Genomic DNA, 24,651 nt, shown 5'->3' with positions numbered 1-24,651 from the left:
CCGGCCATGCGGAGCTCAGCCGGCCTCGCCGCGCAGATAGGCCTGCGCGCGCTGCGCCATCAGCGCCTCGCGCTTGATGAAGTCGGACACGAAGGCGCTGGCCGGCTTGTGATGAAGGTTGTAGGGCGTGTCCCACTGGGCGATGTCGCCGTTCCGCATGATCCCTATCCGGTCGGCGATGGCGAAGGCTTCGGCCTGGTTGTGGGTGACCAGCAGCGCCGTATGGCCGGTTTTCTTGAGAATGTCGCGCACCTCGAATGCCAGCCGTTCGCGCGTGTCCACATCCAGGTTGGAGAAGGGCTCGTCCAGCAGCAGAAGTTCCGGCTCGGGCGCCAGCGCGCGGGCCAGGGCCACGCGCTGCTGCTGTCCGCCCGACAGTTCGTGCGGATAGCGATGGCCGGATTCCTCGAGCCCCGTCAATGACAGCAGTTCCCGCACGCGATCCCGGCGGCGCTGCTTGTCCCACTTTCGCAGGCCGAACCCGATGTTCTTCTCGACGCTGAGGTGGGGAAACAGGGCGTAGTCCTGGAACATCATGCCCACATGCCGGTTCTCGGGCTCGACCTGGCATCCGGACCCGGACAGCATGGTCCGGCCCAGCGAGATCGACCCCGCCCTGAGCGGCTCGAATCCGGCGATGGCTCGCAGCACCGTCGTCTTGCCGCAACCCGAGGCGCCCAACAGGCAGCCTATGCAGCCTTCTTCGAGTTCCAGGGACAGATGCTGCACGACGGGGTTCAAGCCTTCGGGCGTATCGTAGGCCAGGGAGATTCGATCCAGTTTCAGCAGTTCGGACATGCGGTCAGTGAGTTGATTTGAATTGGGTGCGCGCCAGCAGGATTACCGGCAGCAGGCCGGCCAGCACGATGGCCAGGGCCGCCACGGCGCCTTCTTCATAGGTTCCCCGGGCCGCTTCGGCATAGAGCCAGGTGGCCAGGGTGTCGAAATTGACAGGCCGCAGCAGCAGGGTCGCGGGCAGTTCCTTCATGGTGTCGACGAAGACCAGCAAGGCCGCGGCTCCCAGCGCGGGCCGCAGCAAAGGCAGGTGTATGCGCCGCAGCGTGCCTGTGGCGGTTTCGCCCAGCAGGCGGGCGGCCTGCTCCATGGAGGGGGGAATGCGTGCCAGTCCGGCCTCGATGCCGCCGATGGAAATGGCCAGGAAACGGATGACGTAGGCGCAGACCAGGGCGGTGCTGGTGCCCATCAGCAGCAGGCCGGGATCGGCGTTGCCCAGCGCCTGCCATACCCACGAGGCCGCGCCGTCGATGAGAATGATGGGCATGAGCAGGCCGATGGCCAGGACGGTGCCCGGGATGGCATAGCCCGATGTCGCCACGCGGGCGCATAGTTTCGGCAGGCCGGATGGCGCGCCGTGGCGTATGGCCCGGGCGGCCCAGGCGACGGCCAGCCCGCAAGCCAGCGTGGCCAGGGTGGCGATCAGCGCGATCCGCACGGTGTTGTAGCCGCTGAGCAGCAACTGGTCGGAGACGGCTCCCACAGTATGGAAATGCTTGACGGTTTCGTTCAGCAGGTACAGCGCGGGCGCGACGAAGCCGATGACGATGGGCAGCCAGCCCAGCACGAAGGCCATGGCCGCGCTGGGCCCGTGCAGCCTGTGGGGCTGTATGGCCCGCGCGCGCTGAGTGCTGGCGTAGCGCTGCCGGCGGCGGCCGTGCCGCTCCAGGAGTATGAGCGCCGCGACGATGGCCAGCATGGCCAGGGCGATCTGGGCCGCGCCGGCCAGGTCGGAGCGCGTGACCCAGGTGGTGTAGACCGACACGGTCAGGGTCTGCACACCCAGGAATTCGGAGGCGCCGATATCGTTCAGCGTTTCAAGCAAGGCCAGGCTGACGCCCACGGCGATGGCGGGGCGCGCCAATGGCAGGGCGACGCGGAAAAAGGCGCTGCGGCTCGAGGAGCCGAGCACCCGGGCGGCTTCGATCAGGCTGGCCGCCTGCGTGGCGAACATGACGCGGGTGCTGAGGTAGACGTAGGGATACAGCACGAAACCCAGCAGGAATATGGCGCCGGGCAAGGAGCGCAGGTCGGGCAGGCGGAACTGCCGGGGGCTGTCGTAGCCCAGCAGTTCGCGCAGCAGGGTCTGCACCGGCCCGATGGGGTGCAGGATATCCAGGTAGGCGAAGGCCACGATGTATGTGGGTACGGCCAGAGGCAGCAACAGGGCCCACGAAAGCGTGCGGCGGGTGGGAAAGTCGTAGGCGGTGATCAGCCATGCGCTGCCCACGCCCAGGCAGGCGACCAGCACGCCGACCCCGACGAGCAGCAGGGCGGTGTTGCGGAAGGCAACGGGAAGAACGAAATCCAGCAGATGCGCCCAGTGGTCCAGAGAGCCTTGCAAAGCGTACCAGCATAGCGTGGCCACGGGGGCAATCACGCACAGCGCGATCAGGAATGCCGCTACACGCCAACCCAGACCGGATTCAAATGAAAAGAGACGACGCGAAGGCAACAGCGGCTTTTCCTGCAAAAGTCGAGAAAACGCGGGCCGGCGGGCCCGCGTTTCAGTGGTTGGAGCGAGAGGGTCAGTTGTTGAATCCAACTTTGTCCACCAGCTCGCTGGCTTGCTTGCGATGCTTGGCGATCTCCGTCAACGGCAGGGGATCGACCACCAGTTCGCCAAAGCTGGCTACGACGGGATCGAGCTTGATGCCTTTCTTGATCGGGTATTCGTAGTTGGCATTGGCGTACAGGCTTTGCGCTTTGTCCGATACCAGGTATTCAAGCAGCTTGACGGCATTTTCCTTGTTGGGGGCATGCTTGGCCACGGAAGCGCCGGAAATATTAACATGCGTGCCGCGGCTTTTTTCGTTGGCGAAGGTCGGGCGGACCACTTTGATGGCATCGCCCCATTTGCGCGCGTCGGTGCCGGGTTCGGCATTCTTCATGCGGCCCACGTAGTAGGCGTTGGCAATGCCGATATCGCAGATGCCGCCCAGAATGTCGCGCGCCACGTCGCGGTCGCCGCCGGCCGCCTTGCGGCCCAGATTGCTCTTGACATTGCGCAGCCACGCTTCGGTGGCTTCGGCGCCGTCATGGGCGATCATGGCAGCAATGAGCGCGGTGTTGTAGGGATGCTGGCCCGAGCGTATGCAGACCTTGCCTTTCCATTTGGGGTCGGCCAGGGCTTCGTACGTAATGGCGTTCACGTCGAGATCCTTCGCCACATAGGCCACGCGGTCGCGCAGCGACAAGGAATACCATTGATTGTCGGCGCCGCGCAGGTTGGCCGGTATCGTCTCGTTCAGGACCTTGGAATCGATCGGCTGGGTGACGCCGGCTTCGACCAGGTCGAGGAGATTGCCGATATCGACGGTCATCAGGACGTCGGCGGGGGACTTCTCGCCTTCGGCCTTCACGCGTTCGATCAGGCCGTCCTTGACGAAGACCGTATTGACCTTGATGCCGGTGTCCTTGGCGAATTCATCCAGCAGGGGCTGTATGAGCTTGGGTTCGCGGGTGGTGTACAGGCTGACGTCGGCGGCGAACGCCGTCGCGGACAAGGTGGAAAACGCAGCGAGGCCCAGTGCGAATGACCGAAACAGGGGCTTGAGCTCTTTTGCTGAGCGCATGGGGATCTCCATAGGATATAGGGACGGATTCGTCGCGGGGCAGGAAAATCAGGTACTATTCGTAAATAGTAATGATTCTCATATAGATGGTGGCACGATAGCAGAGTATCCGTAACTATTCAACTGGATTTCAGCTTCAAGGCGCTATCTCGCGCCGCGGCATTCGTTTTTCGCCGCCCGGTTTGATCTAGCTTAAACAAGACGCGCATAAGGCCCGCCTGCCGTCTTGAAATTCCGGGGGCATGTCGTAATATCCCTCGGAGGGACAGGGCTTCAGGCAAAGGCCCTTCCAGGTCGGCTAAAATCAGGCCTTCCTTTATTGTGCGGCGCCGCATCCTTGCCGCTACACCGGCTTCAGGCCGCAGGCAATCACTTTTCACAGACACATGGCAGCTTTCAATACAGAGCAGGTTCTTAGCGTACACCACTGGAACGATTCCCTGTTTTCATTCACCACCACGCGCGATCCCGCCTTGCGTTTCCATAACGGCCACTTCGTCATGCTGGGGCTGGAGGTCAACGGCAAGCCGCTGATGCGCGCCTACAGCATCGCCAGCGCCAACTACGAGGAAAACCTGGAGTTCCTGAGCATCAAGGTGCAGGACGGCCCGCTGACCTCGCGCCTGCAGCATCTGAAGGAAGGCGACTCGATCCTGGTCAGCAAGAAGCCGGTCGGCACCCTGGTGGCCGATGACCTCAAGCCGGGCAAGAACCTGTACCTGTTCGCCACCGGCACCGGCCTGGCTCCCTTCATGAGCATCATCAAGGACCCCGACATCTACGAGCGCTTCGAGAAGGTCGTGCTGGTTCACGGCGTACGCTTCAAAAGCGAACTGGCCTACGCGGACTTCATACAGAACGAACTGCCCAACAACGAGTATTTTGGCGATGTCGTTCGCGACAAGCTGGTCTACTATCCCACCGTTACGCGGGAGCCGTTCCGCAACGAGGGCCGCATCACGCATGTGGTCGAAACCGGCAGGCTGTTTGACGACATAGGCTTGCCGCCGCTGGATCCGGCCCGCGACCGGGCCATGCTTTGCGGCAGCCCGCAAATGCTGGCCGATGTCAGCGGCATGCTCGATGCGCGCGGCTTCGTGGTGTCGGCGGGGGTTGGCCAGCCCGGCGACTACGTCATCGAGCGCGCCTTCGTCGAAAAATAAAGCAGCCCGGTCCATCGCGCCGGCGCGCCGGCCGGCGCCCCATATAGGACGAACGGCGCAGGCCGCAGGGGGCTTTTAATTCTAGCTATAGATGATTAAACTCTGATAGTTGTTTTTAGATAATTTTCAGAGACCCTATTTATGGCCAAGCAAATCATCCATACCGACGCGGCGCCCGCGGCCGTCGGCCCCTATTCGCAGGCCGTTGCCTGCGGCTCCGGAAAGACCGTGTACCTGTCGGGCCAGATCGGCCTGGAGCCGGGCACCGGCGAGCTGGTGTCCGAGAATTTCGAAGGGCAGGTCCGGCAATCGTTCGCCAATATGCAGGCCGTCATCGAAGCGGCGGGCGGCACGCTGGACAACATTGTCAAGCTCACCCTGTTCCTGACCGATCTCAGCAAATTCGCCAGCGCCAACGCCATCATGGCCGACATCATCCCCCAGCCCTATCCGGCGCGCTCGACCCTAGGCGTGGCCAGCCTGCCCAAGGGCGCGCAATTCGAAGTCGAAGCGGTCATCGTCATCTAGCCAGCCAGGCCCGACGAGTGGCGGTTTCCACGGCATCGACCAGGAAGATGCGGGGCGGCGCGCAGCCGCCTCCGGGCGGCCCCGCATCGCTGCTGGAGCGCAAGCTGCTGCACCTGGGCTTGCGCGATCCCTCCGATTTCATCGTCCACCTGCCCTTGCGCTACGAGGATGAAACCCGTATTGCGCCGATCGCGGCCATACACCCCGGCATGCCCGCGCAGGTCGAGGGCGAGGTCCTGCGCAGCGAGGTGCAGTTCAGGCCCCGGCGGCAACTGCACGCGGTGATTCAGGACGACACCGGCCAGCTTGCGCTGCGCTGGCTGAATTTCTATCCCAGCCAGCAAAAGCAGGTGGAGGCGGGCAAGCGTGTCCGCGTGCGCGGCGAGGTCCGCAGCGGTTTCGGCGGCTACGAAATGATCCATCCCAAGGTGTCGCTGGCGGGCACGGCGCTGCCCAATGCGCTGACGCCGGTCTATCCGACAACCGACGGGCTGTCGCAGGCCAGCCTGCGCAAGGCCATCGACAGGGCCCTGCAGCAGGCCGACCTGTCGGATACGCTGCCGCCCCGGATCTGCGAGCGCTATGGGCTGATCCCGTTTTCCGAAGCGATCCGCGTCCTGCACCATCCCCCGGCCAACGTATCCTATGCCGACCTGATAGAGCGCGGCCACCCGGCCTGGATCCGCATCAAGTTCGACGAGCTCCTTGCCCAGCAGCTGTCGCTGGCCGCCGCCCGCGCCGCGCGCCGCCGGCAGCGGGCCGCAGCGCTCGACGGCGGCACGGGCGCGCTGACCCAGGCCCTGCTTTCCAGCCTCCCGTTCGCCCTGACGGCCGCGCAGCAACGCGTCATCCAGGAGATATCCGGCGACCTTGCGCGCGGCTTTCCCATGCATCGGCTGTTGCAGGGCGACGTCGGCAGCGGCAAGACCATCGTGGCGGCCTTCGCCGCCGCGCAGGCGATTTCCAGCGGCAGCCAGGTGGCCATCATGGCGCCCACGGAAATCCTGGCCGAGCAGCATTTCCATAAGCTGTCGTCCTGGCTGCAGCCGCTGGGCGTACAGGTGGCGTGGCTGGCCGGCAGCCTGACCGGCAAGGCGCGCAAGGCCGCCATCGACGCCATCGAGTCGGGCCAGGCGCAGCTTGTCGTCGGCACGCAGGCGCTGATCCAGGACAAAGTCGCGTTCGCCCGGCTGGGCCTGGCCATACTCGACGAACAGCACCGCTTCGGCGTGGGGCAGCGCTTGCAGCTTAGCCGCAAGGGCGAAGGGGCGGGCGGGCGCGGCGCCGATATTCCGCATCAATTGAACATGAGCGCCACGCCCATACCGCGCACCCTGGCCATGACTTTCTTTGCGGATCTGGATGTCTCCGTCATCGACGAACTGCCTCCAGGACGCAGCCCCGTGCTGACCAAGCTGATCGACGACGCCCGGCGCGACGAGGTCCTGGGCAGCGTGATCGCCGAAGTGAAGAAAGGGCGCCAGGCCTACTGGGTGTGTCCCCTGGTGGAGGAAAGCGAAGCCTTGCAGCTGCAGACAGCCGTGGACACGCATGCGCGGCTGGTCCAGGCGCTGCCCGGCTTGCGGGTCGGCCTGGTGCACGGCAAACTGCCCGTCGCCGCCAAGCAGGATGTCATGAACGAATTCCGCGCCGGCTTGGTCGACCTGCTTGTGGCCACCACCGTGATCGAGGTCGGTGTCGACGTTCCCAATGCCTCGCTGATGATCATCGAGCATGCCGAACGCTTCGGCCTGGCGCAGCTGCACCAGCTGCGCGGCCGGGTGGGGCGGGGCAGCCGTCAATCCATCTGCGTTCTGATGTACCAGTCGCCCTTGTCGGCGGTCGCGCGCCAGCGCTTGCGCGCCATGTACGAAACAGCCGACGGCTTCGAAATCGCCCGCCGCGACCTCGATATGCGCGGACCGGGCGAGTTCCTGGGAACACGGCAATCGGGCCAGGAGCTTTTGCGTTTTGCCAGCATTGAAACGGATGCGCGCATCGTCGAGCAGGCCCAGGAGGCCGTGCGCGAGCTTCGCGACCGCTATCCGGATCATGCCCAGGCCCATCTGCGCCGCTGGATGCGCGATAAACAGGATTTCCTGCGCAGCTAGCGTGGGACGGCCCCATTTTTTTTTGCGAGACATCAATGACATTGACCGAGCTGAAATACATCGTGGCGGTTGCCCGCGAAAGACATTTCGGACGCGCCGCCGAGGCCTGCTTCGTCAGCCAGCCCACCTTGTCCGTGGCCATACGCAAGCTGGAGGACGAGCTGGGCGTGGTGCTGTTCGAGCGGGGCGGCACCGAGGTGGGCATCACGCCCATCGGCTTGCGGGTGGTGGCGCAGGCCCAGCGCGTGCTTGAAGAGAGCGCGAATCTGCGCGAGGTCGCGCGCCAGGGGCATGACCCGCTGGCCGGGCCATTGCGGGTGGGCGTCATACACACCATAGGGCCTTATCTGCTTCCGCGGCTGGTCCCGACCCAGATCGCCGCCACGCCGCAGATGCCGCTGCTGCTTCAGGAGAACTTCACGGCCCGGCTGCTGGAACTGCTGCGCCAGGGCGAGATCGATTGCGCCATCGTGGCCCTGCCGCTGCCCGACTCGGGCCTGATGGTGCACCCCTTGTACGACGAGCCTTTCCTGGTCGCCGTGCCCAAGAATCATGCCTGGGCGAACAAGAAGGAGATCGATGCGGCCAGCCTCAAGGACGAGACCATGCTGCTGCTGGGCACCGGCCACTGCTTCCGCGATCAGGTGCTGGAAGTATGCCCGGAACTGTCGCGGTTCTCGGCGGCCAGCGAAGGCATACAGCGCACATTCGAAGGCTCTTCGCTGGAGACCATACGGCATATGGTGGCGGCTGGAATCGGCGTAACGGTGCTGCCCACCAGTTCGCTTTCCATGCCGGGACTGGAGAACCACCTGCTTACTTACATTCCGTTCAAGAAGCCTGTTCCCGACCGGCGCGTGGTGCTGGTCTGGCGCAAGAGTTTCCCGCGTCCGGCCGCGATCGAGGCATTGATCAATGCGGTGCGCGCCTGTGATCTGCCGGGTGTGGAGTACCTTGACCCGGCGCCTGTCGCCGCTCTTGATACGGCTTGATTAAAATCAAGCCGCGGCCATGCAGGCTTCATGGCGGCATGGTATTCTGATTGCGTCATTCGAATCGTAATTTTTTTCGGAGGTGTGTATGGCAAAAGCAAGCAAGCCAGCCGGCAAAACGGCAAAAATCAGCGACAAGGGCCTGCCCATCGATATCGGTATTTCCGATAGGGATCGGGCCGCGGTGGCGACCGAGCTATCCAAGATGCTGGCCGATTCCTACACGCTCTATCTGATGACGCACAATTTCCACTGGAACGTGACCGGCCCGCAGTTCAACACCCTGCACAATATGTTCATGACGCAGTACACGGAACAATGGCAGGCGCTGGACAGCATCGCCGAGCGCATCCGGGCCCTGGGCCATTTCGCGCCCGGCACCTATGCCCAGTACGCGCAGCTTTCCTCCATTGCCGAGCCGGCATCCGTGCCCTCGGCCGAAGAGATGATTGCACTGCTGGTCAAGGGCAATGAAGCCGTCGCCAAGACGGCGCGCGCCGCGCTCAAGAGGGCCGATGACGTCAACGATCAGCCCACGGTCGACTTGCTGACGCAACGCCTGGACATCCACGAGAAAAACGCCTGGATGCTGCGCAGCCTGCTGCAATAAGCAGCCGGCGCCGCAAGCCCCGTCCCTCGCTCCGATCATCGCGCCCGGCTTTGTCCGGCGTCTGAATCGGCCTGATCGGCGGGGCTTTTTATTGCCTGTCCATAGCGAAAACCCTGAAGCGGTAGGCGGGCGGGGCACTACCTTTCGGTGTATGCTTTGCAGCGTACTTTCAGGAGGCTATATGAACATCCGTTTTACTCCCGTAGCGGCCGCTATCGGCCTGGCTGCCGGCATGATGATGTCCACCGGCGCGATGGCGGCGGACACGATCAAGATTGCGATCGCAGGGCCTTTCACCGGCGCGCTGACCCAATACGGAACGATGGTCAAGGAAGGCGTGGATACCGCCATCGAGCAGATCAACGCGGGCGGCGGCGTGCTGGGCAAGAAGCTCGAGGCCGTGACCATAGACGACGGCTGCGAGCCCAAGCAGGGTCCGGTGGTCGCGAACCGCGTGGTCAATGACGAGATCCATTATGTGGTCGGGCATGTGTGCTCGGGCGCAACCATTGCGGCCACCAGCATCTACAACAACGAGGGCGTGGTCATGGTGACGCCTTCGGCGACGTCGCCGGCCGTGACCGACGGCAAGAACTACGACATGATCTTCCGCACGATCGGACGCGACGATCAGCAAGGGCCCGCGGCGGCCAAGTTCATCATCGAGAAGATCAAGCCCCAGCTGGTCGCGGTGCTGCATGACAAGCAGTCGTATGGCCAGGGTATCGCCAGCGCCGTGAAAAGCGAGCTTGAGAAGGCGGGCGTGAAGGTTGCGATGTTCGAGGGCATCAATGCCGGCGACAGCGATTATTCGGCGGTGATCACGAAGCTGAAGAGCTCGGGCGCCGATTTCGTGTATTACGGCGGCTACCATCCCGAAATGGGCTTGTTGCTGCGCCAGGGCGCCGAGCAGGGCCTGAAGGTCAAGTTCATGGGGCCGGAAGGGGTGGGCAATCCCGACATCAATGCGATCGCTGGCGCTTCGGTCGAGGGCATGCTGGTGACGCTGCCGGCCGATTTCACCAAGGATCCGTCGAACGCAGCCATTGTGAAGGCGTTCAAGGACAAGAAGCGCGATCCCAGCGGGGCCTTCCAGTTGACGGCCTACTCGGCGATGACGGCGATTGCCGAAGGCATCAAGGGCGCGGGCGCGGACGATCCGGTGAAGGTGGCGGCCTACCTGCACAAGAATTCGGTGGCGACGCCTATCGGGAAAATTTCCTGGAACAAGCAGGGCGACCTGAACGATTTCAAGTTCGATGTGTTCACCTGGCACAAGGATGGGTCGAAGTCGGTTTACAAGTAAGCGGATTTGGATGTGTTCCTGCTGGGCCAACGTGGATCCGGTGGGAAAGGAATCCGTAGCTGCTGAACCGCACCCCAAAGGCTGGACGACCATCCAGCCTTTGGGGTGTTTTTCATGAGAATGCGGTTTTTTATACTCAGGCTTCGCGGTATCGATTGCCCTCTGTATTTCAGTCTTTCCGTGGGCCGGCGACGTCGAGGTTCTTTGCAGTGGAACTGGCCTTGGGAAGGGTTGTCATGGTTCTTTCGCTGTGGGGCTGGTCCTCGCATGAGTGTCATGGTTCTTGAGTCAGGCGGGATGGCGGGCATCGGGGCCGGCTCACCGTCCGCGGTCCCGTTCCGGGACTGCTCGTGGCACAGGCCCGCAGCGGGGCGGCCGTGAAACTCGCAACGTTGGCAGCCCCCCGGGCTGCCAACACCCGTGTTGCTCGGGCAGTCACGGCCTTGCCTCCCCGCTGCAAGCCTGTGCCGCGACGCTCCCGAGTTCGCCAGTCCCGGCGCCCGCCATCCCGCCTTTGCGCCAAGGGCTCATGGGGATTCAGGCGATGATGGATAGGGAATGGTCGGTAATCTAATAATTTGTGGTTTGATAATTAGATAAAGAATATTTTTATATGAAATTATTATTTCATTGATAATTTCACTATTCATTTTTTCTTTTCTAATTATTCTTGTTGAAATAATTTATTGGGGCCCAGCGCTGCTCTTCTGGCTGTGGCTTGACTCCCGCCTTGGACTCCACGGACATGTCCTTGCCTCTATCCCCATCCTTGCTCGAGGAAACGCTGCGGACCGTGGCCCGCCGCTATCGCTTGCCGCCCATGGCCGCTGCAGTGCGGGAGACGAGTCCGGCCACGGCGCTTGCCATGGCGATCGAGAAAGCCCGAGAGGCGAGGTCTGCCGGTGAGGCGCCGGATCCTGCGCTTATGCATTGCTTCATCGAGGCCCTGGGGCAGATGATACGGGAAGCCATGCGCCCCGGATCCGGAGACCCTGCTTTCCAGGCCATGGTCCTGCGACATGAAGCGGTGCAGGTACGCGAGTATGCGTCGCTGTCGTCGCATGCCGATCGGGATGCCCGCCTGATCCGTACGATGGTCAATGCGATCGCCCATCCGGCCAAGCTCCAGCGGCTTGCACCCGGCCCGCAGCGCGAAGGCTTGGCCCGACTGCAAGGAGCCCTGTCCTCAGCGTCCTGGTCGGCGCTCTCCGATAGCGTCCGCGATCTTCTGGCCTTGCCCGAAGTCTTGAATAGCTCGTTGCAGCCGGGCCTGGCCCGGTTGCTGGACAGCCCGGCGCTGGAGCGCCTGCGGCGCCTCGATGCCTTGGCGTCGGACGACCTCGTGCGCCGGTATCAATCGCTATGGAGCACGCATGCTCCCCGTTCGGGAAGTCCTACAGCCGTCGCGCAAGGTTCGGTCTCGCGGCAGCGCGGCGCCGCCGTCGAAGCCCTGGCCATGCAAGCCATCAAGGCATTGGCGGATCGCTTGAATGGGGAGGAGGGCGCCAGGGCGGCATACCGTGTCGTGACGTCGATGCGTGTGCCGGCTTCCATACCCGGCAGTTCCCACCGCGCCAAAAGCGAGTGGGACGTGGTCCTGCTGAGGCGTCCGAAGGCAGCCGATACGGCGGCGGCCTGGGACGTATGCCTGCTGGTGGAAGCCAAGGCCTCGGTAGATGCCGCGGCGACGGATCTTCCGCGTCTGATGCGCGGGCTGGGCCTGCTTGCGCATGCCGAGGAGAACGCCGTTTATGCATTCAGGGCGCAGCAAGGGGTGGTGCATCTGCGGGGTGCATCGCTTGGCGCGTTGACCGTCGATGAGTCCGGCCTGGCAAGAACGGTCCTGTACTGCTGCGACGCCCCGGCGGAATCGACCTCGCGTCTGCTCAGCGTCGCCAGCCGGATGCAGCTTTTGTCCGCGCGAGCCAGCCTGGAGTTCGCCGCCGGCCTGGCGAAGCAGAGGCAAGCCGGGACTCAAGGCCTTGAGCAGGTCTGGCATCAGCTTCTGGAATCGCCCCGGTGGAGCGCCTTGCTTCACCAATACCCGATGTTGCGCCAGGCGCGCGAGCTGATGGTGCATGCCGACGATCTGATGGCCGCCGTCCGCGATGCGGCGGAAGATGGCGGCGTTGCCGGCGCGAGCCTCGTCAGTCCTGCCAGATAGGGCAGCGGAATGAAGCGGTCGGACGTGGCGCGGCAAGGCGACAGCCGGGGTGGTCCGCTCTTGCCCGTGCTGCATTCCATGTGCGCGCCTTTATGGCCGATCGCGGTTGACGCTGAAAGTCTGTCCGGATATTCTCAAACGGAAAAGGAGCTGAACGTATGAAGGTCAAGCGCGTCGTCGCCAACCTGGCTACGAAAGATCTCGAGCAGGCCCGGGTTTTTTACCAAGACATTCTTGGCCTGGACCTATTGATGGATCACGGATGGATCCGGACCTATGGATCCGGGGCCCAGATGACGGTACAACTCAGTGTCGCCTCCGAAGGGGGCTCGGGTACCCCTGTACCCGATCTGTCCATCGAGGTGGACCAGCTTGACGAAGCCCACCAGCGGATGAAGGACGCCGGTTTCGCGATCGAATACGGGCCGGCCAGCGAACCTTGGGGAGTCAGGCGTTTTTATGTCCGTGATCCATTTGGAAGATTGATCAATATCCTTGTTCACCTTTGATCCCGATACTATGCGGCCCGCATGTTCCCCGGATGGTCCGCCACCGAATCCCGAGCCGGTTGTGATAGCCTTGTGATCCAAACCCGCTCCAGCCTGGAAGGTGTCCTGAAATGGCGGAAACAAAAGTGTCTTCATTCAAAACAAAACTGCTTCGCCCGGCGAACCCAGGCAGCGACGGCTCCTGGGCCTTCCTGGTCTTGCCCAAGGCCGCCAGCGATGCCTTGCCAAGGCGCGGCCGGACATCGGTGGACGGAAGCATCAACGGCCACCCCTTTCAAGCCACGCTGGACCCGGATGGCCAGCTCAGCCACTGGCTGAAGGTCGACAAAGAACTTCAAGAGGCGGCCAAGGCAGCGATTGGCGACATGGTCCAGCTTGAAGTGTCCCCGGCCGACCCCGAGCCCGAACCGCAATTGCCCGACGACCTGCGGACAGCCCTTGCCGCAGCGCCGGCTGCCAAGGCGATGTGGGACGACACGACCACCATCGCCCGCCTCGACTGGATCCACTGGATCGAGTCCGCCAAGCAGGCCAAGACCCGGCAGCGCCGTATCGACAATGCCTGCGATATGCTTGCATCGGGCAAGAAGCGCGTCTGCTGCTTCGATCCATCGGGCTACTACAGCAAGAGCCTCAGCGCGCCCAAGGCGAAAGATTGACGGCGCGATGCCGCATGCGCCCAGTGCGTCCCTCGCGGTGGGAACGGTCACGCCAGGAGGATTTATGGAAATTCGTGAGTTCAAGCCGGGTGATGAGGCCGCATTGTTCCGTGTGTACTACACCGCCATCCATGAAATCGCATCGCGGGACTATTCGCATGAACAAATCGCCGCATGGGCGCCGGCGGACTTCGACATGGATCACTGGGGCAATCGGATGCGGCAGCTTTGCCCCTTTGTGGCTGAACTCGGGCATGAAATCGTAGGCTATGCGGACGTTCAGCCCGAAGGCTACATCGACCACTTCTTTGTCTCGGGCGCCTATCCGCGGCAGGGAATAGGCACGCAGCTGATGCTTCGGATTCACGAGAAGGCGAAATGTTCAGGCTTGACGGAACTGAGAGCGAATGTGAGCAAGACCGCCGAAGGCTTCTTCGCGCTTCACGGCTTTCATGTTGCCGAGCGGCGTTTTCCAGTCTGCCGAGGCGTGCCTCTTCAGAATGCGCTGATGCGCAAAAAACTTGCTTGAGCCGAGCCGCCGGCCGTCAATCGTCGATCCGCTTACCTGTCTCCGGATCGAACCAATGCAAGGGATGATCCCAGTCATTTCCCACCTGCACCGCCTCGCCGATCTGCACGGGATAATCCTTCGTCAGCCCCACCGGGCAGCGCAGCACGATCGGCGTATCGCCATGGCGGCCGTGTATCAGCTGCTCCGACCCCAGGATCTCCACCATCTCGACGTGCATCGGAATTCCGTTGGCATGCAGCTTGATATGCTCGGGTCGCATGCCCATGATGACCTTGCGGTTGGCCACCGACGCCGGCACCAGCGCCGGATCGAATTGCAGGGCGACGCCGTCCTCATCCCTGACCTGCCGGTTCGCATCCACAAACACCGGGATCAGATTCATCGGCGGCGAGCCGATGAAGCTGGCCACAAAAACCGAAGCCGGCTTCTCGAACACCTCGACCGGCGTGCCGATCTGTTCCGGCACGCCCTTGTTCATCACCACCATGCGTTCGGCCAGCGTCATCGCCTCGACCTGGTCGTGCGTCACGTACAGGCTGGTCGTCTTGAGCCGGCGGTGCAGCTTCTGGATCTCCAGCCGCATCTGCACCCGCAGCTTCGCATCCAGATTGGACAAGGGCTCGTCGAACAGGAACACCTTCGGATCGCGCACGATCGCACGGCCCATGGCGACCCGCTGCCTTTGCCCGCCGGACAGCTGCCGCGGGCGGCGATCCAGAAGATGGGCGAGTTCCAGTATCTGGGCCGCATTCTGCACCCGGGTCTTGATGTCTTCCTTGCTCAGCTTGCGTATCTTCAAGCCATAGGCCATGTTGTCGAACACCGTCATGTGCGGGTATAGCGCATAGTTCTGGAATACCATCGCAATGTCGCGTTCGGCCGGCTCCAGCGTATTCACCACCTTGTCGCCGATCAGGATATCGCCCTCCGTCACGCTTTCCAGACCGGCGACCATGCGCATCAGCGTGGATTTCCCGCAGCCGGAAGGACCGACGATGACAATGAATTCGCCGTCCGCAACCTCCATGTCTATGCCGTGTATGACCGCGATGTCGCCGGGGTAGACTTTCTTTACGCTGCGAAAACTCAATGTAGCCATGTGTAATTCCAAATCGGTGTTTAATAGTGCGCCGGGTGGATGGCGGCGTTTATTTTTCTGAGTCCACCAGCCCTTTCACAAACCATTTCTGCATGAAGATCACCACAGCAACGGGCGGGATCATGGCCAGCAGGGCGGTGGCCATGACCAGATTCCATTCGGTCACGGCGTCGCCTCCGGCGATCATGCGCCGGATGCCTATCACCACCGGATACATGTTTTCTTGCGTCGTGATGATGAGGGGCCATAGATACTGGTTCCAGCCGTAGATGAACTGGATCACGAAAAGGGCGGCGATGCTGGTGCGCGACAAGGGCAGCAGAACGTCCTTGAAGAAGCGCATGGGGCCGGCGCCGTCGATGCGGGCCGCTTCGATCAGTTCGTCGGGCACCGTCAGGAAAAACTGGCGGAACAGGAAGGTCGCCGTCGCCGATGCGATCAGGGGCAGGGTCAGGCCCGCGAAGCTGTTCAGCATGCCCAGATCGGCCACCACCTTGTAGGTGGGCGCGATGCGCACCTCGACCGGCAGCATGAGCGTGACGAAAATCATCCAGAAAAAGAACATCCGGAAGCGGAAGCGGAAATACACCACGGCGAAGGCGGACAGCATCGAGATCGCGATCTTGCCGATGGCGATGACCAGCGCCATGATCGTGCTGACCCACATCATGCGGGCCACGGGCGGCGTATTGGCCGCCTCGCCGGACAGGACCGCCCGGTAGTTCTCCAGGAAATGGCTGCCGGGCAGCAGCGACATGGGCGCCTGCGCCACCTCCTGCGTGGTCTGGGTGGAGGCAACGAACGTTACGTAGAGCGGGAAGGCGATGATGGCCACCCCGAGTATCAGCACGAGGTGGGTAACGATGTCGAGTATGGGGCGGCGTTCTATCATGGTTGGCTTTACTGTATGCAGGCGTGGCTGACGCGTCAGTAATTGACCTTGCGGTCGATGTAGCGGAACTGCACCACAGTGAGCAGTACGACGATGATCATCAGGATGACCGATTGCGCGGCGGACGAGCCGATGTCCAGGCCCTTGAAGCCGGCGTTGTAGACCTTGTAGACCAGAATGGATGTGCTGGAGCCCGGGCCGCCTTGCGTCATGATGTCGATGATGGCGAAGGTGTCGAAGAAGGCGTAAATCACGTTGATGACCAGCAGGAAGAACGTGGTCGGCGAAAGCAGGGGGAACACGATGGTCCAGAAACGGCGGGCGGGGCTGGCGCCGTCGATGGCGGCCGCTTCGATCAGGGATCGCGGGATGGACTGCAGGCCGGCCAGGAAAAACAGGAAGTTGTAGGAAATCTGTTTCCAGACCGAGGCCAGCACGACCAGGATCATGGCGTCGTCGCCATCGAGCCGGGGGTTCCAGGCAATGCCCGACTCGCTCAGGAAAACGGCCAATATGCCCACCGAGGGCGAAAACAGGAACAGCCACAGGACGCCGGCCACGGCGGTGGCCACCGCATAGGGCCAGATAAGCAGGGTCTTGTACACGCCGGCGGCCTTGACGACGCGATCGGCCATGACGGCCAGCAGCAGCGAGATGCTGAGCCCCAGCACGGCGACCAGCACGGAAAACAGGGCGGTGACCTTGAAGGACTCGGTGTAATCCGAGTTGGAAAACAGTTCGGCGAAATTGGACAGCCCCACGAACTGGGACGAAAGGCCGAAAGGGTCTTCCAGCCGGAACGATTGCCACATGGCCTGGCCGGCAGGCAGGAAAAAGAAGATAACCGTAATCGCCAACTGCGGCGCGAGCAGCAGGTAGGGTAGGGTTTTATGGCTGAAGACGACGCGTTTTTCCATGTGGAAGCCGGCAAAAAAAGGCGCTATTGTCGCATAAGCGAAAAACCGCGGGAAATGGCCTAAATACGGCCATGCCCCACGGCTGCGATTTTAGTCCAAGGTTTTACTTGACGCTTTTCTCGAAACGCTCAAGCAGTTCGTTGCCGCGCTTGACCATGTTCTGGAGGCCGGCTTCCGGGGTGACCTTGCCCGAGAAGATCTGCTCCATTTCGCCGTCTTCGATGTCGCGGATCTGCGGCAGGTAGCCCAGGCGAACGCCGCGCGAGTTTTCCGTCGTGGTGGCGTCCAGCTGCTTGACGGCGACCTCGGTGCCCGGATTCTTGTCGTAGAAGCCCGATTTCTTGGTCAGCTCGAAACCGGCCTTGGTCACCGGCACATAGCCGGTGCCCTGGTGCCATTCAGCGGCTTTCTCGGGGCTGGAGATGAACTTGAAGAACTTGGTCACGCCTTTGTAGACTTCCGGGCTCTTCTTGGCGAATACCCACAGCGAGGCGCCGCCGATGATGGTGTTTTGCGGAGCGCCCTTGACGTCATCGTAGTAGGGCAGGCTGGATGTGCCGAATTCGAAGCCGCCCGTCTTGATGATGTTGGCGCGGTTGCCGCTGGAGCCGGTGAACATGCCGCACTTGCCCGAGGTGAACAGGGCGCCGGAGGCGTCGCCGCGCCCGCCGTAGGTGAAGGTGCCTTCCTTGGACATGTTCGCCAGGAAGGTCATATGACGCACGAACAGGGGCTTGTCGATTTGCAGCCGCGCATCCAGCCCGCCGAAGCCGTTGTCCTTGGAGGCATAGGGCGTGTTGTGCCAGGCGCCGAAGGTTTCCAGCTGGACCCAGGAAGGCCACGAGGTGGTGTAGCCGCACTCGAGGCCGGCGGCGCGCAGCTTCTTGCCGGCCTCGGCCACTTCCTTCCAGGTCTTGGGCGGGTTCTCGGGGTCGAGGCCGGCTTTCTTGAAGGCATCCTTGTTGTAATAGAAAACAGGTGTCGAGCTATTGAAGGGCATGGACACCAGCTTGCCGTCGGACGAGGAGTAGTAGCCCGCGACAGCGCCCAGGAAGTCGGCCGGATTGATGGGGTCGCCCGCTTTTTCCGACATTTCCTGGATAGGCTGGATGGCGCCCTTGGCATACATCATGGTGGCGGTGCCCACTTCGAACACTTGCAGGATGTCGGGAGCGTTGCCTGCGCGGAAGGCCGCGATGCCGGCGTTCATGGATTCGCCGTAGGCGCCCTTGTAGATGGCATGGACCACATAGTCCGATTGGCTTTTGTTGAACTCATTCACCAGGCCGTTGACGCGCTCGCCCAGGGCCCCTTGCATGGAGTGCCAGAAATTGATGTCGGTGGCCGCGTGGGCCGAACCGATGCCGGCGATCATGCCGGCCAGGGATAATGCAAAAAACTTCGCTCGCATAATGGTGTTCTCCTAAAAAACCTGTTCTGTCCCGGCCCGATCGGCCGGCGACCGTCATGTGTAAGCCGTATAAGCTTATGACGTGTTTGTGACGTTGGCGTGACTGTAACGACATTCCACACGGCAGGTCAATGCAAATATACCCCTGTCCCGGCCCCGAAAACCGTACAATGTCGGCCTTATGAACCAAGAACTCACCATTGCCTTTATCGGCGGCGGCAATATGGCCACCGCCCTGGCGGCGGGCCTCATCGGCAAGCGCTGCGGCGCGCACGATGTGCATGTCGTCGATGTCAATCAGCCCGTCCTGGATAAGTGGGCGCAGCAGGGCGTGACGACCGCCAGCGCGCCCGACGCCGTGCTTTCCAGCCGCCGCGTATGGATCTTCGCCGTCAAGCCCCAGTATCTGAAGGCGGCGGTCGAAAGCTGCCGGCCTTATTTGCAGGACGACACGCTGGTCATCAGCATCGCGGCCGGCATTTCCGCCGAGACGATCAGCCAATGGCTGGGCGGAGCGGGGCGGCCATGGACCCGCCTGGTGCGCTGCATGCCCAATACTCCGGCCTTGATCGGTTCGGGCGCCAGCGGCCTCATGGCTCTGGACGGCGCATCCGAGGACGACAGGGCCGTGGCGCAGCAGCTCATGCGTGCCGTGGGCGAAGTGGTCTGGGTGCAAAGCGATGCCCAGATCGACGCCGTCACCGCCTTGTCGGGCAGCGGCCCGGCCTATGTCTTCCTCTTTCTCGAATCCCTGATCAAGGGCGGCATCTATCTGGGGCTGAGCGACGACCAGGCCCGCACCCTGGCGCTGGCCACGTTGAATGGCGCCACGCAGCTGGCAGCCTTGTCGCATGAAAGCCTGGCGGTGCTGCGTGAACGCGTCACCTCCAGGGGCGGGACGACCGCCGCCGCGCTGGACGTCCTGAACGGCAAGGAATTCCCGGCCATCGTCCAGCAGGCCATGCAGGCGGCGCGCGAGCGGGCCGCCGAGCTGTCCAGCGAATTTGCCAAGTAAGCTCCAGGCCTGCAGCCCGCCCCGCGCCGGGCCGCAGGCCTCAAATACGCCTTTTCATGATTGAAATAAAGGCGCTTCCGTAAGGGCTTATCCGTAGTGACATGCACTCAGTGTATCGTCAGAATACGCTAGCCGTTTCAGGCGGAAGCTAATAACATGGCTTGCCGTAACAAAGCATGTGAATTCGTAACATGAATTCGCTTATACGGCGGGCTTAACCGGAGATTTGCAGGCATGAAGTTCCTAAAACGAGTATCACCCTTAGTCATGGCCCTGGGCGCCATGACCATCGCCGGCAGCGCCCTGGCCGCCGATACCATCAAGATCGGCATTCCCCAGCCCATGACCGGGCCCGCCACCCAGTACGGCGACCAAATCCAGGCCGGCGCGCTGACAGCCATCGAAGCCATCAATGAGGCGGGCGGCGTCAAGGGCAAGAAGCTCGAACCCCTGCTCATCGACGATGGCTGCGAACCCAAGCAGGCCGTTCCGGCCGCCAACCGCGTCATCAACTCCGGCGCCAAGTTTGCCGTGGCCCACGCATGCTCGGGCACGACCGTGCCCGCCGTGAACGTGTACGAACAAGAGGGCATCGTCGCCATCACTCCGGGGGCCACCTCGCCGCTGGTCACCGATACCATCAAGCCGCATTATTTCTTCCGCACCATCGGACGCGACGACCAGCAAGGTCCGTTCGCCGCCAATTACATCATCAAGCACCTGAAGCCCAAGACGGTCGCCATCCTGCACGACAAGCAAACCTATGGCTCGGGCGTTGCCACGCAAGTGCGCGACAACCTCACCAAGGGCGGCGCCCAAGTGGCTCTGTTCGAGGGCATCAACGTAGGCGACAGCGATTACTCCGCCGTCATCACCAAGCTCAAGTCGCTCGATCCCGACCTGATCTATTTCGGCGGCTACCACGCCGAACTGGGCCTGCTGCTGCGCCAGGCGCGCGAGCAAGGTCTCAAGACCCAGTTCATGGGCCCCGAGGGCGTGGCCAATAAAGACCTGGTCGCCATCGCCGGCCCCGCCGTCGAAGGACTGCTGGTTACGCTGCCCTCCGACTTCACCAAGCTGCCCGGCAACGAGAAAGTGCTCGAGCACTTCAAGAAGGCCAAGCGCAGCCCGGACGGCGCCTTCACCCTGACCGCCTACGCCGCCGTGCAGATCCTGGCCGAGAGCATCAACGCCGTGGGCGAAGACCCCAACAAGGTGGCCGACTACATGCACAGCCATACATTCAATACATCCATCGGCAAGGTCGAATACGACGCCAAGGGCGACCTGAAGGAATTTGAATTCGCCGTCTTCAAGTGGGACAAGGCCGGCAACCTCGAGCAGCTGAAACTCTAAACGCAGCGCTGCATGCTCCAGCCTGCCAAAGGCTGGAGCATTTCTTTTCTTTTCCCGCTTGGTCCGCGCCGCTTTGCCCGGCCAACGTTACGGAATATCCGTTTTATGTCTGAACTCATACCCCAACTTACGCAACAGCTGTTCAACGGCTTGTCGCTGGGCGCCATCTATGCGCTCATTGCCATCGGCTACACAATGGTCTATGGCATCATCGGCATGATCAATTTCGCGCACGGCGAAATCTACATGATAGGGGCGTACGTCGGTCTGGTTACCTTGTCCGCCATTGGCGTGACCAGCGGTTTGCCGCTGCCCATACTTATTCTCGTCATGCTGATCGTCGCCGTGCTGGTGACGGGCGTATACGGCTATGCCACCGAAAAGGTCGCCTATGCGCCCTTGCGCGGCGGTCCGCGCCTGGTCCCGCTCATATCCGCCATCGGCATGTCCATCTTCCTGCAAAACTGGGTGGCCATCGGCCAGGGAGCGCGCGACATGGCCGTTCCGGCCCTGGTCACCGGCTCGGTCCAGTTCCAGATGGGTTCCGACTTCGTCATCACCGCGCCGTATTCGCGCATCATGATCATCGTCGTCACCGTACTGCTGATGATCGCGCTGTCGCTGTTCATCAAGTATTCGCGTGTCGGACGCGCCTCGCGGGCCTGCTCGCAAGACCTGCGCATGGCGAACCTGCTGGGCATCGATACCAACCGCATCATTTCCTTCACCTTCATCATCGGCGCCATGCTGGCCGCCGTGGGCGGGGTCCTGATCGCGCTGGCCATCGGCAAGCTCAATCCCTTCATCGGCTTCATTGCCGGCATCAAGGCCTTCACCGCCGCCGTGCTGGGCGGCATCGGCAGCATTCCCGGCGCCATGCTCGGGGGAGTCCTGCTGGGCCTGGCCGAGACCTTCGCCGCCGCCTACATCTCGTCCCAGTACAAGGATATCGTCGCCTTCGGCCTGCTGGTCTTCATCCTGCTGTTCCGGCCGACCGGCCTGCTTGGCAAACCCGAAGTGGAAAAAGTGTAATGGGTAACAACATCAAGAACGCGCTGATCGCGGCCTTCATGGCCGGGGTCATCATCGCGCCCGTCTTCGGCTTGCAGATCGTCCGCAGCGGCATGCAAACCCACCTCAAGCCCGAATGGAACATGATACTGGGCGGCATGGCCATCGTATTCATATTCCAGGTGGTCAGGCCTTTTCTGGCCCGCCTGTTCAAGCGCAGCGGCAAGGCCCGCGCGATGCCGGTGCTGAGCGAGCCCGCGCGGCGCGGCCTGATCTTCCTGCTGATCGCCATCGCGCTGGTCTGGCCGTTCTTCACCGGCCGGGCGCAGGTCGACATCGCCACCCTGGTGCTCATCTACATCATGCTGGGCCTGGGCCTGAACATCGTGGTCGGTTTCGCCGGCCTGCTCGACCTTGGCTTCGTGGGCTTCTACGCCGTGGGCGCCTACACCTATGCCTTGCTGTACCACTGGGCGGGCTGGGGCTTCTGGGAGGCCTTGCCCTTCGCGGGCGCCATGTCGGCGCTGTTCGGCTTCCTTCTGGGCTTTCCGGTGCTGCGCCTGCGCGGCGACTACCTGGCCATCGTCACATTGGGTTTCGGCGAAATCATCCGCCTGCTGCTGATCAACCTGTATTCCCTGACCGGCGGGCCCGATGGCATATCCGGCATTCCCAAGCCGACGGTGCTGGGGTTTCCCATGGCGCGCCGCGCGCCCGAGGGCGTCACCACCTTCCATGAACTGGTGGGGTGGAACTTCGACAACCAGGACGTCATCATCTACCTGTACCTGATGGCCTTGTGCCTGGCGCTGCTGACCCTGTTCGTGTCCAACCGCGTCATACGCATGCCCATCGGCCGCGCGTGGGAAGCCCTGCGCGAGGACGAGATCGCCTGCCGTTCGCTGGGCCTGAACCCCACCCGCATCAAGCTGTCCGCCTTTACCATGGGCGCCATGTTCGCGGGCTTCGGCGGCGCCTTCTTCGCCGCGCGCCAGGGGCTGGTCAATCCCGAATCCTTCACCTTCATGGAATCGGCGCTGATCCTGGCCATCGTGGTGCTGGGCGGCATGGGATCGCAGGTGGGTGTCATTCTGGCCGCCATCGTGCTGACCGTGGTGCCCGAGATAGCGCGTGAATTCGCGGAATACCGCATGTTGATTTTTGGTTTGGTGATGGTCTTGATGATGATGTGGCGTCCGCAAGGCCTGCTGCCCGTCAAGCGCCCGCAGGTGGAGTTGAAAGTATGAGCGAGGTATTGCTTAAGGTATCTGGCCTTACGATGAGGTTCGGCGGTCTGCTTGCGGTCGACCAGGTCGAGTTCGACGTGAAGCGCGATGAAGTCTTCGCCATCATCGGCCCCAATGGCGCCGGCAAGACGACGGTGTTCAACTGCGTGGGCGGTTTCTACAAGCCCACCACGGGCGACATCCTGATGGACGGGAAGCGGATCAACGGCCTGCCCAGCCATAAAGTGGCCCAGCACGGCCTGGTCCGCACATTCCAGAACGTGCGGCTGTTCAAGAACCTGACCGTTCTCGAGAACCTGCTGGTCGCGCAGCACACCCACATCGAAACCCGGCTGCTGCCCGGCCTGTTCAAGGTGCCGTCCTATCGCCGTTCGGAACAGGAAGCGCAAAGGAACGCCGTCGACTGGCTGGACTTCATGGGCATACGGCAGTTCGCCAACCGCGAAGCCGGCAACCTGGCCTACGGCCACCAGCGCCGCCTGGAAATCGCCCGGTGCATGATCACCCGGCCGCGCCTGCTGATGCTGGACGAGCCGGCGGCGGGGCTCAACCCCCAGGAAAAACGCGATCTGCAGCAGCTCATCGACCAGTTGCGCCGCGAGTTCGGCGTGGCCGTCCTGCTCATCGAACACGACATGAGCCTGGTCATGGGCGTATCGGACCGCATCCTGGTCATGGAGCACGGCAAGCCCATCACCACCGGCCTGCCGGCCGATGTTCGCGTCGACCCTCGTGTCATCAAAGCTTATCTGGGGGAAGAATAAGTGCTCAAGCTCCAAAACGTACATACCTACTATGGTGCTATCCAGGCGCTTAACGATGTTTCGGTCGAAGTCAACAAAGGCGAGATCGTCACCCTGATCGGCGCCAACGGCGCGGGCAAGACCACGCTGCTCATGACCGTCTGCGGCTCGCCCCGGGCCAGCAGCGGTTCCATCGAATTCCTGGGCGAAGACATCACCCAGGCCGACACCCACATCGTCATGCGCCGGGGCATCGCCATCTCTCCCGAGGGCCGCCGCGTCTTTCCCGACCTGACCGTCTCGGAAAACCTGAAGATGGGCGGCTTCTTCCTGAAATCGAAAGAAGTCGAGGAAGGCCTGGACCACGTCTACGAACTGTTCCCCCGCCTGCGCGAGCGCGCCAACCAGCGCGCCGGCACGATGTCCGGCGGCGAGCAGCAAATGCTGGCCATCGGCCGTGCGCTGATGACCAAGCCCACCTTGCTGCTGCTCGACGAACCCACGCTGGGCCTGGCGCCGCTGATCATCGCCCAGATCTTCGACATCATCCGCACCATACGGGACGAGGGCGTCACCGTCTTCCTGGTCGAGCAGAACGCCAACAAGGCCCTGCAGGTGGCCGATCGCGGCTACGTGCTGGAAACCGGCAAGGTCGTCCTGGCCGACACCGGCGCCAACCTGCTCGTCAACGACGAAGTCCGCAAAGCCTATCTGGGCGCCTGATACGGGAATGCCGGGTGCCTCGCGGCGTCCGGACGCCGGGAGCTTGGTGGGGCCATGTCTTGCATTGCACATG

23 protein-coding genes are annotated in these 24,651 nt (G+C 62.5%); 16 read left to right on the top strand and 7 right to left on the bottom strand.

Going from position 1 to position 24,651, the window contains the following annotated elements:
• Positions 1-15 precede the first annotated feature (15 nt).
• The 3 genes from OEG81_RS09395 to OEG81_RS09385 form a co-directional block, all read right to left on the bottom strand.
• Positions 16-798, bottom strand: a complete 783-nt coding sequence (locus OEG81_RS09395; RefSeq protein WP_264128972.1) for an ABC transporter ATP-binding protein — start codon at positions 796-798, stop codon at positions 16-18.
• 4 nt (positions 799-802) lie between these two features.
• A complete protein-coding gene (locus OEG81_RS09390; RefSeq protein WP_264128971.1) occupies positions 803-2,470 on the bottom strand; it encodes an ABC transporter permease in 1,668 nt (555 codons plus the stop codon).
• A 73-nt stretch (positions 2,471-2,543) separates the two neighbouring features.
• A complete protein-coding gene (locus OEG81_RS09385) occupies positions 2,544-3,590 on the bottom strand; it encodes a Fe(3+) ABC transporter substrate-binding protein (RefSeq protein ID WP_264128970.1) in 1,047 nt (348 codons plus the stop codon).
• A 386-nt stretch (positions 3,591-3,976) separates the two neighbouring features.
• Here OEG81_RS09385 and OEG81_RS09380 point away from each other — a divergent pair, with 386 nt between their 5' ends.
• The 10 genes from OEG81_RS09380 to OEG81_RS09335 all read left to right on the top strand — a co-directional run bounded on the left by OEG81_RS09380 (position 3,977) and on the right by OEG81_RS09335 (position 14,161).
• A complete protein-coding gene (locus OEG81_RS09380; protein ID WP_264128969.1) occupies positions 3,977-4,753 on the top strand; it encodes a ferredoxin--NADP reductase in 777 nt (258 codons plus the stop codon).
• 141 nt (positions 4,754-4,894) lie between these two features.
• A complete protein-coding gene (locus OEG81_RS09375; protein WP_264128968.1) occupies positions 4,895-5,281 on the top strand; it encodes a Rid family detoxifying hydrolase in 387 nt (128 codons plus the stop codon).
• Between the two features lie 47 nt (positions 5,282-5,328).
• Positions 5,329-7,392 (top strand): ATP-dependent DNA helicase RecG, encoded by a 2,064-nt coding sequence (recG, locus tag OEG81_RS09370; RefSeq protein WP_264132550.1) that lies wholly within the window; start codon positions 5,329-5,331, stop codon positions 7,390-7,392.
• Positions 7,393-7,427: 35 nt separating this feature from the next.
• The gene (locus OEG81_RS09365; protein WP_264128967.1) at positions 7,428-8,384 is read left to right on the top strand and encodes a LysR substrate-binding domain-containing protein; all 957 of its coding nucleotides are present in this window, start codon (positions 7,428-7,430) and stop codon (positions 8,382-8,384) included.
• A gap of 88 nt (positions 8,385-8,472) precedes the next feature.
• Positions 8,473-8,994, top strand: coding sequence for a Dps family protein (locus OEG81_RS09360; RefSeq protein WP_264128966.1), 522 nt, complete (start codon positions 8,473-8,475; stop codon positions 8,992-8,994).
• Between the two features lie 181 nt (positions 8,995-9,175).
• A complete protein-coding gene (locus OEG81_RS09355) occupies positions 9,176-10,300 on the top strand; it encodes a branched-chain amino acid ABC transporter substrate-binding protein (RefSeq protein WP_264128965.1) in 1,125 nt (374 codons plus the stop codon).
• A 745-nt stretch (positions 10,301-11,045) separates the two neighbouring features.
• Positions 11,046-12,464: a 3-deoxy-D-arabino-heptulosonate 7-phosphate synthase gene (locus OEG81_RS09350; RefSeq protein ID WP_264128964.1), complete on the top strand. Its 1,419-nt coding sequence runs from the start codon at positions 11,046-11,048 to the stop codon at positions 12,462-12,464.
• A gap of 158 nt (positions 12,465-12,622) precedes the next feature.
• The gene (locus OEG81_RS09345) at positions 12,623-12,973 is read left to right on the top strand and encodes a VOC family protein (RefSeq protein ID WP_264128963.1); all 351 of its coding nucleotides are present in this window, start codon (positions 12,623-12,625) and stop codon (positions 12,971-12,973) included.
• Positions 12,974-13,098: 125 nt separating this feature from the next.
• Positions 13,099-13,632, top strand: a complete 534-nt coding sequence (locus OEG81_RS09340; protein WP_264128962.1) for a YdeI/OmpD-associated family protein — start codon at positions 13,099-13,101, stop codon at positions 13,630-13,632.
• Between the two features lie 64 nt (positions 13,633-13,696).
• A complete protein-coding gene (locus tag OEG81_RS09335) occupies positions 13,697-14,161 on the top strand; it encodes a GNAT family N-acetyltransferase (RefSeq protein WP_264128961.1) in 465 nt (154 codons plus the stop codon).
• A 16-nt stretch (positions 14,162-14,177) separates the two neighbouring features.
• On the opposite strand, the gene OEG81_RS09330 is transcribed toward OEG81_RS09335, so the two are convergent.
• The 4 genes from OEG81_RS09330 to ugpB all read right to left on the bottom strand — a co-directional run bounded on the left by OEG81_RS09330 (position 14,178) and on the right by ugpB (position 18,483).
• The gene (locus OEG81_RS09330) at positions 14,178-15,263 is read right to left on the bottom strand and encodes a sn-glycerol-3-phosphate import ATP-binding protein UgpC (protein WP_264128960.1); all 1,086 of its coding nucleotides are present in this window, start codon (positions 15,261-15,263) and stop codon (positions 14,178-14,180) included.
• 49 nt (positions 15,264-15,312) lie between these two features.
• Positions 15,313-16,155 carry a sn-glycerol-3-phosphate ABC transporter permease UgpE gene (gene ugpE / locus OEG81_RS09325; protein ID WP_264128959.1) on the bottom strand — a complete coding sequence of 281 codons (843 nt, stop codon included), beginning with the start codon at positions 16,153-16,155 and terminating at the stop codon, positions 15,313-15,315.
• 35 nt (positions 16,156-16,190) lie between these two features.
• The gene (ugpA, locus tag OEG81_RS09320; protein ID WP_264128958.1) at positions 16,191-17,072 is read right to left on the bottom strand and encodes a sn-glycerol-3-phosphate ABC transporter permease UgpA; all 882 of its coding nucleotides are present in this window, start codon (positions 17,070-17,072) and stop codon (positions 16,191-16,193) included.
• A gap of 103 nt (positions 17,073-17,175) precedes the next feature.
• Positions 17,176-18,483: a sn-glycerol-3-phosphate ABC transporter substrate-binding protein UgpB gene (gene ugpB, locus OEG81_RS09315; RefSeq protein WP_264128957.1), complete on the bottom strand. Its 1,308-nt coding sequence runs from the start codon at positions 18,481-18,483 to the stop codon at positions 17,176-17,178.
• Positions 18,484-18,664: 181 nt separating this feature from the next.
• On the opposite strand from ugpB, the gene proC reads away from it, so the two are divergent.
• From proC to OEG81_RS09285, 6 genes are all read left to right on the top strand, one after another.
• Positions 18,665-19,498, top strand: a complete 834-nt coding sequence (gene proC / locus OEG81_RS09310; protein ID WP_264128956.1) for a pyrroline-5-carboxylate reductase — start codon at positions 18,665-18,667, stop codon at positions 19,496-19,498.
• A 234-nt stretch (positions 19,499-19,732) separates the two neighbouring features.
• The gene (locus OEG81_RS09305) at positions 19,733-20,854 is read left to right on the top strand and encodes a high-affinity branched-chain amino acid ABC transporter substrate-binding protein (RefSeq protein ID WP_264128955.1); all 1,122 of its coding nucleotides are present in this window, start codon (positions 19,733-19,735) and stop codon (positions 20,852-20,854) included.
• 105 nt (positions 20,855-20,959) lie between these two features.
• Positions 20,960-21,886: a high-affinity branched-chain amino acid ABC transporter permease LivH gene (gene livH, locus OEG81_RS09300; protein WP_264128954.1), complete on the top strand. Its 927-nt coding sequence runs from the start codon at positions 20,960-20,962 to the stop codon at positions 21,884-21,886.
• On the top strand, positions 21,886-23,112 hold the full coding sequence (locus tag OEG81_RS09295; RefSeq protein WP_264128953.1) for a high-affinity branched-chain amino acid ABC transporter permease LivM: 1,227 nt from the start codon (positions 21,886-21,888) through the stop codon (positions 23,110-23,112). Before livH ends, OEG81_RS09295 begins: the two co-directional genes overlap by 1 nt.
• Positions 23,109-23,876 (top strand): high-affinity branched-chain amino acid ABC transporter ATP-binding protein LivG, encoded by a 768-nt coding sequence (gene livG, locus OEG81_RS09290; protein ID WP_264128952.1) that lies wholly within the window; start codon positions 23,109-23,111, stop codon positions 23,874-23,876. The genes OEG81_RS09295 and livG overlap by 4 nt, the downstream gene beginning before the upstream one ends.
• The gene (locus OEG81_RS09285; protein ID WP_264128951.1) at positions 23,877-24,578 is read left to right on the top strand and encodes an ABC transporter ATP-binding protein; all 702 of its coding nucleotides are present in this window, start codon (positions 23,877-23,879) and stop codon (positions 24,576-24,578) included.
• Positions 24,579-24,651: the final 73 nt, after the last annotated feature.

The organism is Pollutimonas sp. M17 (genome assembly GCF_025836975.1).
In the GTDB taxonomy this organism is placed as follows: domain Bacteria; phylum Pseudomonadota; class Gammaproteobacteria; order Burkholderiales; family Burkholderiaceae_B.
The sequence above is the reverse complement of the archived record's forward strand: the minus strand, read 5'-3'. Positions and strand labels throughout refer to the sequence as shown.

Bases quoted from the DNA above. Each gene is read 5' to 3' on its own strand.
- OEG81_RS09395 (WP_264128972.1), bottom strand. From the start codon at position 798: ATGTCCGAACTGCTGAAACTGGATCGAATCTCCCTGGCCTACGATACG.
- OEG81_RS09385 (WP_264128970.1), bottom strand. From the start codon at position 3,590: ATGCGCTCAGCAAAAGAGCTCAAGCCCCTGTTTCGGTCATTCGCACTG.
- OEG81_RS09380 (WP_264128969.1), top strand. From the start codon at position 3,977: ATGGCAGCTTTCAATACAGAGCAGGTTCTTAGCGTACACCACTGGAAC.
- OEG81_RS09375 (WP_264128968.1), top strand. From the start codon at position 4,895: ATGGCCAAGCAAATCATCCATACCGACGCGGCGCCCGCGGCCGTCGGC.
- recG (WP_264132550.1), top strand. From the start codon at position 5,329: ATGCGGGGCGGCGCGCAGCCGCCTCCGGGCGGCCCCGCATCGCTGCTG.
- OEG81_RS09365 (WP_264128967.1), top strand. From the start codon at position 7,428: ATGACATTGACCGAGCTGAAATACATCGTGGCGGTTGCCCGCGAAAGA.
- OEG81_RS09360 (WP_264128966.1), top strand. From the start codon at position 8,473: ATGGCAAAAGCAAGCAAGCCAGCCGGCAAAACGGCAAAAATCAGCGAC.
- OEG81_RS09355 (WP_264128965.1), top strand. From the start codon at position 9,176: ATGAACATCCGTTTTACTCCCGTAGCGGCCGCTATCGGCCTGGCTGCC.
- OEG81_RS09350 (WP_264128964.1), top strand. From the start codon at position 11,046: ATGTCCTTGCCTCTATCCCCATCCTTGCTCGAGGAAACGCTGCGGACC.
- OEG81_RS09345 (WP_264128963.1), top strand. From the start codon at position 12,623: ATGAAGGTCAAGCGCGTCGTCGCCAACCTGGCTACGAAAGATCTCGAG.
- OEG81_RS09335 (WP_264128961.1), top strand. From the start codon at position 13,697: ATGGAAATTCGTGAGTTCAAGCCGGGTGATGAGGCCGCATTGTTCCGT.
- OEG81_RS09330 (WP_264128960.1), bottom strand. From the start codon at position 15,263: ATGGCTACATTGAGTTTTCGCAGCGTAAAGAAAGTCTACCCCGGCGAC.
- ugpE (WP_264128959.1), bottom strand. From the start codon at position 16,155: ATGATAGAACGCCGCCCCATACTCGACATCGTTACCCACCTCGTGCTG.
- ugpA (WP_264128958.1), bottom strand. From the start codon at position 17,072: ATGGAAAAACGCGTCGTCTTCAGCCATAAAACCCTACCCTACCTGCTG.
- ugpB (WP_264128957.1), bottom strand. From the start codon at position 18,483: ATGCGAGCGAAGTTTTTTGCATTATCCCTGGCCGGCATGATCGCCGGC.
- proC (WP_264128956.1), top strand. From the start codon at position 18,665: ATGAACCAAGAACTCACCATTGCCTTTATCGGCGGCGGCAATATGGCC.
- OEG81_RS09305 (WP_264128955.1), top strand. From the start codon at position 19,733: ATGAAGTTCCTAAAACGAGTATCACCCTTAGTCATGGCCCTGGGCGCC.
- livH (WP_264128954.1), top strand. From the start codon at position 20,960: ATGTCTGAACTCATACCCCAACTTACGCAACAGCTGTTCAACGGCTTG.
- OEG81_RS09295 (WP_264128953.1), top strand. From the start codon at position 21,886: ATGGGTAACAACATCAAGAACGCGCTGATCGCGGCCTTCATGGCCGGG.
- livG (WP_264128952.1), top strand. From the start codon at position 23,109: ATGAGCGAGGTATTGCTTAAGGTATCTGGCCTTACGATGAGGTTCGGC.